Origin of the sequence: Mesorhizobium sp. M0909 (assembly GCF_040319515.1) — a bacterium.
GTDB lineage: Bacteria > Pseudomonadota > Alphaproteobacteria > Rhizobiales > Rhizobiaceae > Mesorhizobium.
Genome location: NZ_JAMYOA010000015.1, coordinates 159,143 through 174,274 on the forward strand (window position 1 = coordinate 159,143; position 15,132 = coordinate 174,274).

Sequence of the window (15,132 nt, forward strand, 5' to 3'; positions counted from 1 at the left end):
AAGGCCCGTTGACAAGCCCAAAATTGCGCCGGCCCAAGCCAATTTGACGCATTGCAGCAAAAAATCGAAATCGGATCACAGGAAAGGCGCAATCGACAGACGCGACATCACTGCCGGCAAGGCGGCCGCGACATTGCGCCCGGCAAGATCGATGCGCGGCACTGTCACGCCGACAACGGGTTCGCTGCAGTCTTCCTGGAAACGGGCCATTTTGCCGGCTGGCACCAGCCGGATAATGAGGTCGATCACGCAGCTTGGCTCGAACTGTATCGGTTTGGGGCCGAATCCCGGCACCTCCACGAGGCCGGCTATACTGGCTGGTGCGCGGCAGACCAGCCGCCCCTCGCAATCGGCCGCAAAGAGCTGGTCATCGCCGATCAGCCGGGAAAACAGCCCACGTTGGCTGCAATGATCGATCAAGGCGAGCGCCAGCGTCGTCTTGCCCAAACCGGACGGTCCGGTGATGAGAATGCCGCGATCACCTATCAGGATCGCGGTGCCGTGAATGTGTTCAGGCTGCACAATAGGACCAGGTGTGATTGGAATTCATCCCTCAGCCTTCCGCCGGCAGCGTCACCACGAAGCGCGCGCCCTTGATCTCGCCAGGCTTGGTGCCCGGGATGTTCTCGGCGCTCAGCGTGCCGCCATGGGCTTCAACGATCTGCCTGGATATCGACAGGCCAAGGCCCGAGTTCTGGCCGAACGCCTCGCCGGCCGGCCGATCGGTATAGAACCGCTCGAAAATGCGATCGATGTTATCGGCCCGGATGCCGGGGCCATTGTCGTCGACGGTGACGATGTTGAACTTGCCGGCGCGTGCCAGCGATATGGTGATGTGGCCACGATCTTCGGGAACGAACGAGCGGGCATTCTCGATCAGGTTGGTGATCACCTGGCCGATCCTCAGATCATGGCCGACGACGAAGTAGCCTTTCACGCCCTGCGGCAGTTTGGCGACCTTGAACTCGATCTCAACCGCCTTCTTGTTGCGCGTGGCCTCGCGCGAGACGGCGACCAGATCGGTGATGAACTTCTTCAGGTCGACGGTTCCCGCGTCTTCCCGCGCCAGCTCGGCATCAAGACGGGAGGCATCGGAAATATCGGTGATCAGGCGGTCCAGCCGCCTCACATCGTGCTGGATGATATCCATCAGCCGGCTCCGCGAATTGTCGTTCTTGGCCAGCGGCAATGTCTCCACAGCGCTGCGCAGCGAGGTAAGCGGGTTCTTCAGCTCGTGCGAGACATCCGCGGCAAAACTTTCGATCGCCTCGATACGGGCGTAGAGCGCATTGGTCATGTCGCGCACGGCGATCGAGAGATTGCCGATCTCGTCCTGGCGGTCGGAGAAGTCGGGGATTTCCTCCCGGTTCTTGACGCCGCGGCGAACCCTGACCGCCGCCGCGGAAAGCCGGCGAAGCGGGTTGGCGATGGTGGAGGCCAGCAGCATCGACAGGATGGCAGTAACCAGGGCGGCGATGCCGAACACACGCAGGATCGCCTTGCGCTCGGCCGCGACGATCTTGTCGATGTCGCCGCCTTCGGTCGACAGCATCAGCACGCCGAGAACGGCACGGAAGCGCTGGATCGGCACCGCCACTGAAACGATCTGCTCGCCCTGCTCCGAGATCCGCACGATCGTCGACGGACTGCCGGTAAGCGCCTTGACCACTTCCGGAAACGCAGCGCCGTTGCCGCCCGGCTGCTCGCGATAGACAGGCAACTGCTTGTTGCGGAAGAAATCAAAGACGAATTTCTGGATGCGCTCCAGAAGGTCCGGCTGTTCCTCTTCGACCGGCGGCAGGTCGTAGCGAAGGATCTGGCCGCGCGAATAGAGATGGCGGGAATCGAGCAGCAGGTTGGCGTCGCGGTCGTAGATGCGGGCGCGCGTGCGCGTCGGCGAGATCAGCCGCCTGAGCACCGGCGCCACGCGCTCCGGATTGATCGGGAAATCAAGATTGTCGAGCTGGTCGGAGCCCGGGCCGAGGCTTTCGCCGGCCTGCAACTCAAGCAGCTTTTCCGGATCGATGCTGATCGAATCGGTTTCGACCGTCGCCGACGCGGCGATTGCGCCGGCGATGATCTCGCCTTGGGTCATCAGGCTCTCGACACGGGCGTCGATCAGCCCGTCGCGAAAGGTATTGAGGTAGAGAATGCCGGTGACCAGGACGGCAAGGCCGGCGAGATTGAGAAAGAGAATACGCCGCGTCAGGCTGGAAAAGATGTGATGGCCGAGAAACCGGCGCATCGGCACCGTAATTTTCGACACGAAGGCGGGCAGAATCCGCGGCGGGCGCCTGGCGGCGCCCGACCGTCTCACTCGCTCTACTTCCACTGCCATCGAATAGCAGCTCCCGCTCGGTAATTAGTGAGTAGTGAGTAGGCAGCAGGAATAGAGAAATGGTTGGCTGAGATCGCGGCGATGCATGAGTGGCCGCTCGCATCATTCAAAACTGACTACCGACTATTCCCTACTGCCTACTGCCTATTCATGCTTCGCGGAACCGATACCCGACTCCGTAAAGGGTTTCGATCATTTCGAAGTCATCATCGACGGCCTTGAACTTCTTGCGCAGCCGCTTGATGTGGCTGTCAATGGTGCGGTCATCGACATAGACCTGCTCATCATAAGCGGAATCCATCAGCGCATCACGGCTTTTTACGACGCCCGGTCGCTGTGCCAGGGAATGCAGGATGAGGAACTCGGTGACGGTCAGCGTCACCGGCTCGCCCTTCCAGGTGCAGGTGTGGCGCTCCTGATCCATGACAAGCTGGCCGCGCTCAAGCGACCGAGCCTGCTGGTTGGGCGCCTTGGCCGCCGCCTCGCGGGTGCTGGCGCGGCGCAGCACGGCGCGGACGCGTTCGACCAGAAGACGCTGCGAGAAGGGTTTGCGGATGAAGTCGTCGGCGCCCATCTTGAGGCCGAACAGTTCATCGATCTCATCGTCCTTGGAGGTCAGGAAGATCACCGGCAGGTCGGATTTCTGACGCATCCGGCGCAGCAACTCCATGCCGTCCATGCGCGGCATCTTGATGTCGAGGATGGCGAGGTTCGGCGGGCGCGCCGCCAGTCCCTCCAGCGCCGATGCCCCATCCGTGTAGGTTTCGACCCGATAACCCTCGGATTCGAGGGCGATCGAAACCGAAGTCAGAATGTTGCGATCGTCGTCGACAAGCGCGATTGTTGCCATTTCAAGCGGCTCCCTCATGAGCTGTCCCTTCTTTCGTCGAGAAGGGGCTTTTGCAGGACAAATTAGGTACAAAATGTGGCATAGGCTTTATCCGCTGTCACGCGCGGCACGCCGGCGGCCACAATTGTACCTCGATATGGATTGGACGAATGAACATCGCCAATCCTTTGGGCAACCATCAGTGTTTTTGCACATATAAACGATTTAAACAACTTTCAAAATATTTAAATCGATTAATGATTTGATATCATTCGCCTTTTCTGGTTTTGACGTTATTAGCTCCTGCAATGGGGTTTCCGGAATTCGCCGGTAAAGACGCGGTAAATCGAAGAAGGGACACCCATGTCGGAAGCCGGCAAACGCAATCCTGCATGTGCAATCGATCGGATCGGCCTGAGAACCACTGGCGTGGTGCGCTATAATTTCGGCGCGGCCGCGCTCTATGAGGAGGCAATCCGCCGTGGCGAGGCCCGACTCACCGCGCATGGCGCGCTTGCCGCCGAGACCGGGCAACACACCGGCCGCTCGCCCAGGGACAAATTCGTGGTGCGCGACGAAAGCACCGCGCCGCATGTATGGTGGGACAACAACAAGGCGATTTCGCCGATCCAGTTCGATAGGCTGCTTGCCGATTTTCGCGCCCATGCGGCTGGAAAGGACCTTTACGTGCAGGACCTGGTCGGCGGTGCCGACGAGGAACTGAAGCTGCCGACCAGGGTGATCACGGAGCTTGCCTGGCACTCCTTGTTCATCCGCAATCTGCTCATCCGGCCTGCAGCCGCCGAACTCGAGCATTTCGTGCCCGATTTGACGATAATCGACCTGCCGTCGTTCCGCGCCGATCCCGCCCGCCACGGCACGCGCGGCGAAACGGTGATCGCGGTCGATCTTTCGCGCATGATCGTGTTGATTGGCGGTACCTCCTATGCCGGCGAGATGAAGAAGTCGGTGTTCACCGTGCTCAACTATCTGCTGCCGGCAAAAGGCGTGATGCCGATGCATTGCTCGGCCAATGAAGGGCCCGCCGGCGACGCGGCCGTTTTCTTCGGCCTTTCCGGGACCGGCAAGACGACGCTGTCGGCCGACCCGTCGCGAACGCTGGTCGGCGACGACGAGCATGGCTGGGGACCGCACGGCATCTTCAATTTCGAAGGCGGCTGTTATGCCAAGACGATCAAGCTTTCGGCCGAAGCCGAGCCGGAGATCTTCGCCACCACCCAGCGCTTCGGCACGGTGCTAGAGAATGTGGCGCTCGACGCCGGCCGCGTGCCGGATTTCGACGACGGCGGGCTGACCGAAAACACGCGCTGCGCCTACCCGCTCCATTTCATCCCCAACGCCAGCAAGACGGGGCGCGCCAGCCACCCGAAGAACATCATCATGCTGACCGCCGACGCATTCGGCGTGATGCCGCCGATCGCGCGCCTGACCCCGGCGCAGGCGATGTATCATTTCCTCTCCGGCTATACCGCCAAGGTGGCGGGGACCGAGAAGGGCGTTACCGAACCCGAAGCGACATTTTCGACATGCTTCGGCGCACCGTTCATGCCGCGGCATCCGTCGGAATACGGCAATCTGCTGCGCGAGCTCATCGCCCGCCACGGTGTCGATTGCTGGCTGGTCAACACCGGCTGGACCGGCGGCGCCTACGGCACCGGCAAGCGGATGCCGATCAAGGCAACGCGGGCGCTGCTTGCGGCGGCGCTCGACGGCTCGCTGAAAGCGGCCGACTTCCGCACCGACGCCAATTTCGGTTTTGACGTACCGGTGACGGTTGCCGGCGTCGACCGCGCCATTCTCGACCCGAGATCGACCTGGGTCGACAAGCCCGCCTACGACCGGCAGGCGGCAAGGCTGGTCGGCATGTTCGTCGACAATTTCGAAAAGTTCGAAGCCCATGTCGACGCCACCGTGCTCGGCGCCGCACCACGCATGCAGGTAGCGGCTGAATAGCCGTCGCCCCTGGTGATGCTTCAAGGCCCGGCTTCGATCGGGCCTTTTCTTTTTCCGCCTGCCGCGCCATGACTGCGGCATGAACGCCGACGACAAGATCATCATCACCGACGATGCGGTGATTAATCCGGGCGACCTGCACGAGGACTTCATCCGTTCGTCCGGCCCGGGCGGCCAGAACGTCAACAAGGTGGCGACGGCAGTGCAATTGCGCTTCGATGCCGCCAATGCGGCTGGCCTGTCGGAGCGGGTGCGCGAACGGACCATCAAGCTTGCCGGCCAGCGCGCCACCAAGGACGGCGTCATCGTCATCGAAGCCGGACGCTTCCGCACCCAGGAGCAGAACCGGGCGGACGCCCGGGCGCGGCTGACGGCACTGGTTGCCAAGGCCGCCGAACCACCGCCACCGCCGCGCAAAAAGACCAGGCCATCCAAAGGCGCGGTCGAAAGACGGCTCAAGAGCAAGGCCGGGCGCGGCTCGATCAAGAAAATGCGCGGCCGGGTTGAGGATGAGTGACAGCCGAAGCGGCTTCGGATCTCAGATCGCCGGCGTAAAGTGCGCAGCTACTGTCGGAGGCGGCTTTCGGGTCGCCGTTTTCGTTTGACGGTGGCATTCTGATTTTCCAGACCAACGGATCAAGCGACGCGATGCTCGTACTGCCCAAAGGCGTCCGCCATATGCCCGGCCACCTGTCGCGCGCCATGCAGGAAGTGCTGGTGGAAGATATCAGGAAAGTCGTGGAGGAAGCCCCGCTGTTCGTGCCGGCAATGCCGCGTACCGGCAAGGAGATGAGCGTGCGCATGACCAATTGCGGCCCGCTGGGCTGGGTCACCGACAAGGAGCACGGCTATCGCTACCAGCCGACCCACCCGGTGACCGGAAGGCCTTGGCCGCCGATCCCGGAGATGCTGCTCGATCTGTGGCGGGACGTATCTGCCTATGGGCACCCGCCGGAGGCCTGCCTGGTCAATTTCTATTCGCAGGATGCCAAGATGGGTCTTCACCAGGACCGCGACGAGAGCGATTTCTCCGCGCCGGTCGTCTCCGTCTCACTCGGCGACGATTGCCTGTTCAGGGTCGGCCAGACGACGCGCGACGGCGCCACCAAATCGTTCAGGCTGAAAAGCGGCGACGTCGTAGTGCTCGGCGGCGAAGGGCGGCTCTGCTTTCACGGCGTCGACCGTATCTACCCCTCGACCTCAGCCTTGTTGAAGAACGGCGGGCGGATCAATCTGACGCTGAGGCGGGTGACGACGCCGACATAGTCGCTTCACAAGCCTGGGGCTATTCAGCCGGCAGTGGCTGCCCGGCCGTTTCGCGCTCCGGGCGGGCATAGTCGTCGCGCAGGTAGATGCGCTGGGCGTCGTCCTCGACGAGAACGCGGTAACGGGCCAGGATGGCGTCAAAGCCAAAGTGCTCCTTCAGCCGGTTCGCCCAGTCATCTTTCCCCAGGATGATGACGTCGGGGCGCAATCGTGTAAATTCTTCGCGCTTGCTTTCGATGTATTCAACCATGAGGGCCTGGTAGCGTGCGGCTTCGGCGGCATCGCCGGACTGGGCTGCCCGCTCGGAAAGAACGAACGAGAACGCTCCCAGCCAATCGCTGGCGGTGGTCGAAACAAACTGGCCGCCGATCATCCGGCTAAGCGGATGTCCGGTCGCGATATCCGGACTGATCAGCGCGACGGTCGGCCGATCGGTCGCGGCCCGGATGGCGGCAACCACCGCCGGGTCCGGTTTCTGGGTGCTCCAGTAGGGCAGAAAAGCAAAAACGACCGCTGCCAGGGCGGCAAGGGGTTCTGTCGACCGTCGCCCGGCCCTGGGCAGCGCCAGCAGGCACAAAATGGCTGCCACGGCACAGAAGATGGTGGGATAGGCATGATAGGCCCAGCCCTTGCCCTGATAGAACAGCGGAAACAGGCCTGCGACCGATGCGGCAAGCGCCACCGCCGCCAGGTCCGGAAAGTGGCCGGCCGGCCACAACCGCCATATCAGGAACAGCAGAAAGCACCACGGAATGCCGTAGCAGATCACGATGGGCAGAAAGATGCGGATCCGCCCATAGACGTCTACCAGCAGCGGGTAGACGTCGCGCAGGAATTCCGGGTGGATCAGCATCACGGCACCGAGATAAGCGATGCAGAGGCCGCCGATAATCCAGTGTTCCACGGCAAAGAGCGACTTCAGGCTGCGGCGGCGCGCCGCGACGACCAGCGCCGGTGCCAGCACCATGCCCGCGTAATAGGGCTTGACCAGCAGCAGCACACTGCCCGAAAGGCCGGCCAGGGCTGCAAGACGGAAGCCCGGCTGTGCCGTTGGATCCTTGCGCGCACGCCAGGCATGAAGCGCCAGCAGCGGCATGAAAAGCGCGACGCCGATGTGCTCCCGCTCGCTGAAGGCGTTGCCGGGAAAGATCACCAGCATCGCGCAAAAGGCGGGAGCCAGCGCAAAGAGCGAGATCGCTTCGGCAAAACCCGCACGCTTTACGACGAGACCTGCAAACGACAGCCCAACGAGGGCGGCAAGATAGGTTCACGCCCGAACCAGGATTTCCGGAGCGATGCCCAGCAATCTGGCGGCCGCTACGGGAGGCAGGTAGAGCCACGCGCTGAACGGCGGATTGACCTCGATCAGATCGACGTAAAGCCGCTTTCCCGACAGCAGCCGCTCGCACAGCGCGATGGTCCAGCTGGTGTCGGGAATGACGCCCCATCGGGCTTGCCAGGGGACGGCCACCGCCAGAATAGCCATCGAGAGGACGAGCGGCCAAAGCCGTTCAGCCCAGCCGTTGACGAAGCGGCCAGCCAATGTGGAGCCGACCTGGATCGCGCTCATCCTGAACCACCGTGCAAGCCGAGGCAGCCACTGGCGAATACCCAGTGGCGAAGCATCACATAGTTGACGAGCGGGACCACGAGGCATGTCAGCACAATCGGAATCTGCGCCTGCAGGCCCAGAATCCCGGACAACACGGCGGGCAGAAGAAATGACACCGCCAGACCAACCAATGTCAGCACGAAAAAGCGAGGCGCCTCGAAACGGTGCGCCCCGCTGGACGCGAAGGTAAAATACTTGTGCCCGGCATAGGAGAAGACGGCGGCGATGGCATACGCGAGCACCGAGGCCGAAGCCGGCCGCATCGACACCGCGTCCCCCATCGAAAATACCGCGGCAAGCAGTGCGTAGAGCAGCGTGGCGGCAAGGCCGATAATCAGGAAACGTGCCGGCCGTCTAGCAATTCGGGACCCGAAGCCGGCGCTAAACACGGCCGCTGCACACATATTGCGCCCCGAGCGGCAGGTGCGAGACCCAGCCCTCGACCTTGCGCGCGACGGAATTCGCGAAGGGAAACATCAGGAAATGCCTGCCTGCAACCTGTGTGAGGCCGGCCGCCTCCAGGAGACGGCCGGCTTTGCGGCGACTGATCAGGACAGCATCTTCATCGAAGGGGCAGCGGAAGACGGCCAGGCGTGTCAATGGATTGAACGGGTTGTGCTCGATCACCGAGACAACGCCACCGGGTCGGACGACGCGTCGCATCTCGGAAACAAAGCTCGGCCAATGTTCAGGCGGCACATGATGGACGACGCAAACGGCGAATGCGAGGTCGAATGTGCCATCCGCGTAAGGCAGCACGGGAGCCGTGTAGTCGGCATAGGTGACCCAGGGGTTTTCCTGACGCGCCCGGGCGATGGATTCCCTCGAAATGTCGCAGCCGTGAAGGTCTGGAAAAAGCGGCTTCACGTAAGGATGCAGCGCGCCGATCCCGCAGCCGACATCAAGCGCCCGAACGCTGCCGTCGCGCCTCGCGATACCGCGTGTCGCGATCAGGTCGGCGAGAGGGGCCAACTTGGCGTGCAGGAAGAAGTCATGCTTCAGCCCGGAGAAGCTGATCGAGTCGTCGACAGTCCTGTTATAGGTGGTGCGATATTGATCGAAGAGTTCGGCCATCAACCAAACCTTCTGTCGCGTGACGCCGACAACGTCGCCTCGGTGTTTCGATTGTCGACTTCCGCCCGGAGCACGTCCTCGAAGCCAGTAAGGCGATCAATGACATAGAGCGGCCGGCGCTTGATCTCGGAGTGGATCCCGCCGACATAGAGGCCGACGATACCGGTCATGAACAGGTTGATCCCGGACAAGAAGGAAACAATCACAACTGTCGACGTCCAGCCTTGGACAACACCGAAACTGAATGCCCAGGAAGCCACGGCGAAGAGCCCGAGCAGCGCGGCTACCCCCGAGATAGCGAGCCCGGCCCAGAGCGCCATACGCAATGGTTTTTCCGAAAAGCCGATGACCCCGTGGACAGCCAGGCGGAGCATCTTCCAGAAAGGATACTTTGTTTCACCTGCGGCGCGCGCCGGTCGCTCGAATGAAACCGCCGTCTGCTTGAATCCCATCCAACCGAACATGCCGCGCACGAAACGGTTGCGCTCCGGCATCTGCTTGAACGTATCGAGAGCCTTGCGGCCGATTAGTCGGAAATCGCCAACGTCGCGGGGAATGTCGACCGAAGTCATCTTCTCCATCAGCCGGTAGAAGATGCTGGCTGTCAGCCGTTTGAACCAGGTTTCGCCTTCGCGCCGCATACGCCTCGCGTAGACGATTTCATAGCCCTCCTTCCACTTTTCCACCAGTTGGAGAACGACTTCAGGGGGATCCTGGAGGTCGGCATCCATGACCACCACGGCTTCCCCGGCAGCCGCATCCATGCCGGCCGTAATTGCAATCTGGTGCCCGAAATTGCGCGACAGTTCGATCAGCCGGAAGCGTGGCTCCTCGGCAACCATCCCACGCAGGTAGATCACACTCGTGTCGGTACTGCCGTCGTCGACGAAAATAGCCTCTGCCGGTGCGTCCAGCACGTCGAGCAGGGCGACTATTCGCCGGATAAGGAGTGGAAGAACCGCCTCCTCGTTGAAGATCGGAATGACCAGGGAATAGCGGAGCTGCGTCGCACGAACTCCGGTACTGCTCGCGTTGATCACAGACTGCTCCCGACAGATCCGTTGGAATTGCCCATCGAACACTAGGCGGGATAGCCTAAGGCGCCGTTAACCGCGCCGTTACAGTTTCCTGAGCGCCACTTCCTCGACCAGATGGTTGGCGCCCTTGCGCAGGATGAGATCGGCTCGGGCGCGGGTCGGCAATATATTCTCGCGCAGATTCTTCAGGTTGATGTTGGTCCACAGGCCCTCGGCGATGGCGCGGGCCGCATCCTCGGAAAGTTGCGAATAGCGGTGAAAGAAGGAGGCCGGGTCGCGGAAGGCGGTTTCGCGCAACCGCATGAAGCGGGCGATATACCAGTGATGGATCAGCGCCTCCTCGGCATCGATGTAGATGGCAAAGTCGAAGAAATCCGACAGGAAAGGCACGATCTTGCCGTCCTTCGGCAGCTTGCCCGGCTGCAGGACGTTAATGCCTTCGAAGATCAGGATGTCGGGCCGGTCGATGGTCTGGAACGCGCCCGGGATGACGTCATAGGTCAGGTGCGAATAGACCGGCGCGCGGACGTTGCGCTGCGCCGATTTGATGCCGGACAGGAAACGCAGCAGCGCGCCGACGTCGTAGCTGTCGGGAAAGCCCTTGCGTTCCATCAGATTGTTGCGGCGCAGGACTTCGTTCGGCAGCAGGAAGCCGTCGGTGGTGACCAAGTCGACCTTGGGACTCGACGGCCAGCGCGCCAGCAGCTCCTTTAGCACGCGCGCCGTGGTCGATTTGCCGACCGCGACGGAACCGGCAATGCCGATGATGAACGGTGTCTTGGCCGCGTCCAGCGCGTTGAAGAAGGCCTGGCGCTGCCTGAACAGGAGTTGACTGGCTTCGACATGAGCCGACAACAGCCGCGACATCGAAAGATAGATGCGCTCGACCTCGTGGAGATCGACCGGATCGTTCAGCGACCGCAGACGACGGATCTCGTCCTCGGTGAGCGTCATCGGCGTATCGGCGCGGAACCGCGACCATTGCTCGGCCGAGAAGAAACGATAGGGTGAATACTTCTCGGTAGGAGCGAGCTGGTCCATCGAGTTCCTCCGCAGCGATCAGCCCCGGTCCAGCCGAGACGCCTTTTCGGCGATGCCCGAACGACCGGTGCGGCGTTCAAGCTCGTTGAGCACATCGCTCAGCGGAATTTCCGCTATGCCGAGAACGACAAGCCAATGATAGATGAGATCGGCGCTTTCCGAAACAAGCGCGTCCCGGTCGGCGCTGACGGCTGCGATCACCGTTTCGACCGCCTCTTCGCCGAGTTTCTGCGCTGCCTTGCTCATGCCGCGCTGAAAGAGCTTGGCCGTCCACGAATCCGGATCGCCGGAACGCGCGCGTTCGCCAATAATCTTCTCCAGATCGGAGAGCGAGAACTCGGTCATGACGGCGTTCACAGCCTCTTCTTAGCCGGAAAGGCTCTAGGACCGATTACCCGGCGAGTCCAGCCGCATCGGCAGTCCGGCCTGAGCCATATGCAGCTTGGCCTCGGCGATGCTGTAGGTGCCGAAATGGAAGATCGATGCCGCCAGCACCGCGCCGGCATGGCCGTCGCGAATGCCTTCGACAAGGTGGTCGAGCGTGCCGACGCCGCCGGAAGCGATGACCGGCACGCGTACGGCGTCGGCGACGGCGCGGGTAAGTGCTATGTCGTAGCCGGCCTTGGTGCCGTCGCGGTCCATCGATGTCAGCAGGATCTCGCCGGCGCCGAGATCGACCACTCGCCGAGCGAACTCGACAGCGTCGATGCCGGTCTTCTCGCGGCCGCCATGGGTGAATATCTCCCAGCGATCAGCCTCGCCCGCAGCGGACACTTTCTTGGCATCGATGGCGACGACGATGCACTGGTTGCCGAATTTGTCCGCTGCTTCGGCGACAAAATTTGGGGTCTTCACCGCCGCCGTGTTGATCGACACCTTGTCGGCGCCGGCCAATAGCAGCTTTCTGATGTCGGCGACCTGACGGACGCCACCGCCAACGGTCAGCGGCATGAAACATTGTTCGGCGGTGCGGGCGACGACATCGAAAATGGTCTCGCGGTTTTCCGACGAGGCGGTGATGTCGAGAAAGCAGAGCTCGTCGGCGCCGGCCGCGTCATAGGCTTTTGCCGCTTCGACGGGATCGCCGGCATCGACCAGGTCGACGAAATTGACGCCCTTGACGACACGACCGTTCTTGACGTCGAGACAGGGGATGACGCGGGCTTTCAGCATCAGATCCTCTCGATCGCCGCAAGAAAGTCGACGAGCAGCTGGCCGACGACGGGCGGAACCTCGGACTGGGAATCAAAGGCCGGGTCGTATGCCGAGAGCGTAACGCCCACGATCGGGATGGACCTGGCCAGTCCGCAGGCAAGCTGCCGTAACTGTTCCGGGCTCGGACCGCCCGGGTGCGTGTAGCGGTTCACCTGCAGCATATTCGGATCGAGAACATCCAGGTCGAGATGCAGATGCGCCCGCACAGTCCCTGTCGCCGTGAGCTTTCCGATCATATCGAGTGCGCCGGCACATTCGGTGCGCACGATTGGCAAGGTTTCCAGCAGGCGCTTTTCGTCGGGATCGAGGTCGCGGGCATCGACCAGCATGCAGCGCGCCGGGTTTATCGGCCGGAACCCCGGAATCGCTGCCGCCATCGGACGCCAGCAGAGCCCGAGAGTCGCCGCCAGCGCCATGCCGTCGAGAAAGCCGTAGGCCGACGTCTCCGACGTGTTGAGATCGCCATGCTGGTCGATCCAGATGATCGAATCCGCGGCTTCACCGGCAACCGCTCCGGCGGCGGTCAGACAATTTCCAGCAAGGATAATGGGGAAGCGTCCTCCATCGCGGGCGAGGCTAACCTTGGTCGCGACAGCGTTGCAGACGGCAAAGCCGGTTGCGATTTCGCGCCCCTGCTCGTCTCCCACCTTGCCGATATCTTCGACGGTGACGTCATGGCCAGCCACGGTCAGGGCTTCGACGAGCCCACCGCCGATGATAGCGTCCGGCCCCTGGCCGCACCCTTCATGATGGTGCCCGCTGTCATAAGGGGCGACGATAATCGAGACTTTCATGATGACGCCCCTGCCGTGGGCTTGCCGCGCAGGATCGCCAGCGCCTCGGCCGGATCGATGCGGCCGTCATAAAGCGCGCGGCCGGAGATCGCGCCTTCGAGCTTGCGGGCATCGGGCATGGTCATGCGCACGATGTCGGCGATCGAGGCGAGCCCGCCCGAAGCGATGACCGGGATCGACACCGCGTCGGCGAGATCGATGGTGGCGTCCCAGTTGATGCCGGTCAGCACACCGTCGCGGTCGATATCGGTGTAGATGATGGCGGCGACGCCGGCACCCTCGAATTTCCTCGCCAGTTCGATCACGCCGAGACTCGAGGCCTCGGCCCAGCCTTCGACCGCGACCTTGCCGCCCTTGGCATCGATGCCGACGGCGATCTTGCCCGGGAATGCCTTGCAAGCCTGCCTGACCAGATCCGGATCGCGCACCGCTACGGTGCCAAGAATGACGCGGGCAAGCCCACGGTCGAGCCAGTCCTCGATCTGCGCCAGGGTGCGGATGCCGCCGCCGAGCTGCACCGGATTGCTCGTCGCCTTTAGGATGCCGCCGACCGCCGCGCTGTTGACGCTCTGGCCCTTGAAGGCGCCGTTGAGGTCGACGACGTGCAGCCATTCGAAGCCCTGCTCTTCGAAGGCGCGCGCCTGGGCCGCCGGATCGTCATTGTAGATCGTCGCGGTCGCCATGTCGCCGTGCCGGAGGCGCACGCATTTGCCGTCCTTGAGGTCTATGGCCGGAAACAGGATCACCTTCAGGCGCCTTCGACGATGACAAAGTGCCCGGTCGAGCCGGCGAGCCTGTACTTCAAGGCCTCCTGGTATTCAGGCGAGCCGTAGCATTCCAGCGCCATTTCATAGGATTCGAATTCCACCAGCACGTGGCGATTGCCGGTCGGTCCTTCCGGGCTGGTATACCGCCCGGCGCGCACCGGGAACTTCGCGCCGTATTTCGCGAAAGCCGCGGCATTGGCCTCGATGTACTGCTTGTAGATCTCGGGATCGTGGACATCGACCAATGCCATCCAATAGCCCTTCTTGCTCATGGTTCAGGGCCTCCAGCCTAGGAAATTGGTGATCAGCGCCAGGCCCAGCGCCTGGCTCTTCTCGGGGTGGAATTGCGTTCCGGCCAGGTTGTCGCGGACGACAGCGGCCGTTATCGGGCCGCCATAGTCGGCAACCGCCAGCACCTCATCCTCTTCCCGTGCATCCAGATGGTAGGAGTGGACGAAATAGGCGTGCAGTCCCTTGCCGCCCGTCGCAATGCCGGAAAACAGCGGATGCTTGCGCTTCAGGTCAATCGTGTTCCAGCCGATCTGCGGGATCTTCAGCGTCGGATCGGCCGGCGTGATCTCCTTGACGTCGCCGGCGATCCAGCCAAAGCCCTTTGTGACGGTCTTTTCCAGGCCTCGCTCCGACATCAGCTGCATGCCGACGCAGATGCCGAGGAACGGCCGAGCCTTGGCGATCGCCACCTCCTCGACCGCCTCCCACATGCCGGCGACCGCACGCAGTCCAGCGGCGCAATCGGCATAGGCGCCGACGCCGGGCAGGACGATGCGGTCGGCGGTCCTGACCCGCTCGGCATCGGCGGTGAGTTCAATCGCGGCGGCAATGCCGGCTTCATGCGCGGCACGCTCGAAGGCCTTGGTGGCCGAGCGCAGATTGCCCGACCCGTAGTCGATGATCGCGACCCTCATCTCAGGGCTTTCCCGGAATATGGTTCAGCCCCAGTGCCAGGCCCATCTGCGCCGGCCGGGCATGTGCTGCGTCTGGGACGATACGCTGCCCAGGAGTTTGTGCATCCGAATCCGCAGCGGCTTCCAACACATAGCGGATGTCGGCGTGGGGGGGGGGGGGGGGCGGGCGACCGCCCCCCACCAAAGAAACCCCCCCCCCCCCGCCCGCGGCAAGTTCACCAGGTGCTCAACACCCCCCCCAAAACACCAGGGCGGTTAT

Annotated in this window: 18 protein-coding genes and 1 pseudogene; 3 read left to right on the forward strand and 16 right to left on the reverse strand. The window is 62.6% G+C overall.

Going from position 1 to position 15,132, the window contains the following annotated elements; genetic code table 11:
- Nucleotides 1–75: 75 nt before the first annotated feature.
- The 3 genes from NKH83_RS22570 to NKH83_RS22580 all read right to left on the reverse strand — a co-directional run bounded on the left by NKH83_RS22570 (nucleotide 76) and on the right by NKH83_RS22580 (nucleotide 3,188).
- A complete protein-coding gene (locus NKH83_RS22570) occupies nucleotides 76–522 on the reverse strand; it encodes an HPr kinase/phosphorylase (protein ID WP_352807550.1) in 447 nt (148 codons plus the stop codon).
- 31 nt (nucleotides 523–553) lie between these two features.
- A complete protein-coding gene (locus NKH83_RS22575) occupies nucleotides 554–2,338 on the reverse strand; it encodes a sensor histidine kinase (RefSeq protein ID WP_302893519.1) in 1,785 nt (594 codons plus the stop codon).
- 148 nt (nucleotides 2,339–2,486) lie between these two features.
- Nucleotides 2,487–3,188 (reverse strand): response regulator transcription factor, encoded by a 702-nt coding sequence (locus NKH83_RS22580; protein WP_023677547.1) that lies wholly within the window; start codon nucleotides 3,186–3,188, stop codon nucleotides 2,487–2,489.
- Between the two features lie 342 nt (nucleotides 3,189–3,530).
- Between NKH83_RS22580 and NKH83_RS22585 the strand changes: the two genes are divergently transcribed.
- The 3 genes from NKH83_RS22585 to NKH83_RS22595 all read left to right on the forward strand — a co-directional run bounded on the left by NKH83_RS22585 (nucleotide 3,531) and on the right by NKH83_RS22595 (nucleotide 6,407).
- Nucleotides 3,531–5,141 carry a phosphoenolpyruvate carboxykinase gene (locus NKH83_RS22585; protein ID WP_352807552.1) on the forward strand — a complete coding sequence of 537 codons (1,611 nt, stop codon included), beginning with the start codon at nucleotides 3,531–3,533 and terminating at the stop codon, nucleotides 5,139–5,141.
- Nucleotides 5,142–5,220: 79 nt separating this feature from the next.
- The gene (arfB, locus tag NKH83_RS22590; protein ID WP_352480188.1) at nucleotides 5,221–5,658 is read left to right on the forward strand and encodes an alternative ribosome rescue aminoacyl-tRNA hydrolase ArfB; all 438 of its coding nucleotides are present in this window, start codon (nucleotides 5,221–5,223) and stop codon (nucleotides 5,656–5,658) included.
- A gap of 131 nt (nucleotides 5,659–5,789) precedes the next feature.
- Nucleotides 5,790–6,407 carry an alpha-ketoglutarate-dependent dioxygenase AlkB family protein gene (locus NKH83_RS22595; RefSeq protein ID WP_352807555.1) on the forward strand — a complete coding sequence of 206 codons (618 nt, stop codon included), beginning with the start codon at nucleotides 5,790–5,792 and terminating at the stop codon, nucleotides 6,405–6,407.
- A gap of 19 nt (nucleotides 6,408–6,426) precedes the next feature.
- On the opposite strand, the gene NKH83_RS22600 is transcribed toward NKH83_RS22595, so the two are convergent.
- From NKH83_RS22600 to NKH83_RS31690, 13 genes and pseudogenes are all read right to left on the reverse strand, one after another.
- Nucleotides 6,427–7,566, reverse strand: a complete 1,140-nt coding sequence (locus NKH83_RS22600) for a hypothetical protein (RefSeq protein WP_352807557.1) — start codon at nucleotides 7,564–7,566, stop codon at nucleotides 6,427–6,429.
- Between the two features lie 108 nt (nucleotides 7,567–7,674).
- Nucleotides 7,675–7,977: a hypothetical protein gene (locus NKH83_RS22605; protein WP_352807559.1), complete on the reverse strand. Its 303-nt coding sequence runs from the start codon at nucleotides 7,975–7,977 to the stop codon at nucleotides 7,675–7,677.
- Entirely contained in the window at nucleotides 7,974–8,423 is a 450-nt protein-coding gene (locus tag NKH83_RS22610) for a GtrA family protein (protein WP_352807561.1), read from the reverse strand. The genes NKH83_RS22605 and NKH83_RS22610 overlap by 4 nt, the downstream gene beginning before the upstream one ends.
- A complete protein-coding gene (locus NKH83_RS22615) occupies nucleotides 8,401–9,093 on the reverse strand; it encodes a class I SAM-dependent methyltransferase (protein WP_352807562.1) in 693 nt (230 codons plus the stop codon). The genes NKH83_RS22610 and NKH83_RS22615 overlap by 23 nt, the downstream gene beginning before the upstream one ends.
- Complete coding sequence (locus NKH83_RS22620; RefSeq protein ID WP_502895603.1) at nucleotides 9,093–10,133, reverse strand: glycosyltransferase family 2 protein; 1,041 nt, start codon at nucleotides 10,131–10,133, stop codon at nucleotides 9,093–9,095. Before NKH83_RS22620 ends, NKH83_RS22615 begins: the two co-directional genes overlap by 1 nt.
- A 78-nt stretch (nucleotides 10,134–10,211) precedes the next feature.
- Nucleotides 10,212–11,171, reverse strand: a complete 960-nt coding sequence (gene coaA, locus NKH83_RS22625; protein WP_352480184.1) for a type I pantothenate kinase — start codon at nucleotides 11,169–11,171, stop codon at nucleotides 10,212–10,214.
- Nucleotides 11,172–11,189: 18 nt separating this feature from the next.
- Nucleotides 11,190–11,516 carry a phosphoribosyl-ATP diphosphatase gene (locus NKH83_RS22630; protein WP_352807576.1) on the reverse strand — a complete coding sequence of 109 codons (327 nt, stop codon included), beginning with the start codon at nucleotides 11,514–11,516 and terminating at the stop codon, nucleotides 11,190–11,192.
- Nucleotides 11,517–11,552: 36 nt separating this feature from the next.
- Nucleotides 11,553–12,347, reverse strand: coding sequence for an imidazole glycerol phosphate synthase subunit HisF (gene hisF / locus NKH83_RS22635; protein WP_254816374.1), 795 nt, complete (start codon nucleotides 12,345–12,347; stop codon nucleotides 11,553–11,555).
- Nucleotides 12,344–13,180: an arginase family protein gene (locus NKH83_RS22640; RefSeq protein WP_352807564.1), complete on the reverse strand. Its 837-nt coding sequence runs from the start codon at nucleotides 13,178–13,180 to the stop codon at nucleotides 12,344–12,346. Before NKH83_RS22640 ends, hisF begins: the two co-directional genes overlap by 4 nt.
- Entirely contained in the window at nucleotides 13,177–13,926 is a 750-nt protein-coding gene (hisA, locus tag NKH83_RS22645; protein WP_352480182.1) for a 1-(5-phosphoribosyl)-5-[(5-phosphoribosylamino)methylideneamino]imidazole-4-carboxamide isomerase, read from the reverse strand. The genes NKH83_RS22640 and hisA overlap by 4 nt, the downstream gene beginning before the upstream one ends.
- Before the next feature lie 2 nt (nucleotides 13,927–13,928).
- A complete protein-coding gene (locus NKH83_RS22650) occupies nucleotides 13,929–14,219 on the reverse strand; it encodes a DUF1330 domain-containing protein (protein WP_352480181.1) in 291 nt (96 codons plus the stop codon).
- 3 nt (nucleotides 14,220–14,222) lie between these two features.
- A complete protein-coding gene (gene hisH / locus NKH83_RS22655) occupies nucleotides 14,223–14,873 on the reverse strand; it encodes an imidazole glycerol phosphate synthase subunit HisH (protein WP_352480180.1) in 651 nt (216 codons plus the stop codon).
- A gap of 1 nt (nucleotide 14,874) precedes the next feature.
- Nucleotides 14,875–15,018 (reverse strand): annotated as a pseudogene (locus NKH83_RS31690) (DUF2628 domain-containing protein); the annotation flags it as partial.
- Between the last annotated feature and the right edge of the window lie 114 nt (nucleotides 15,019–15,132).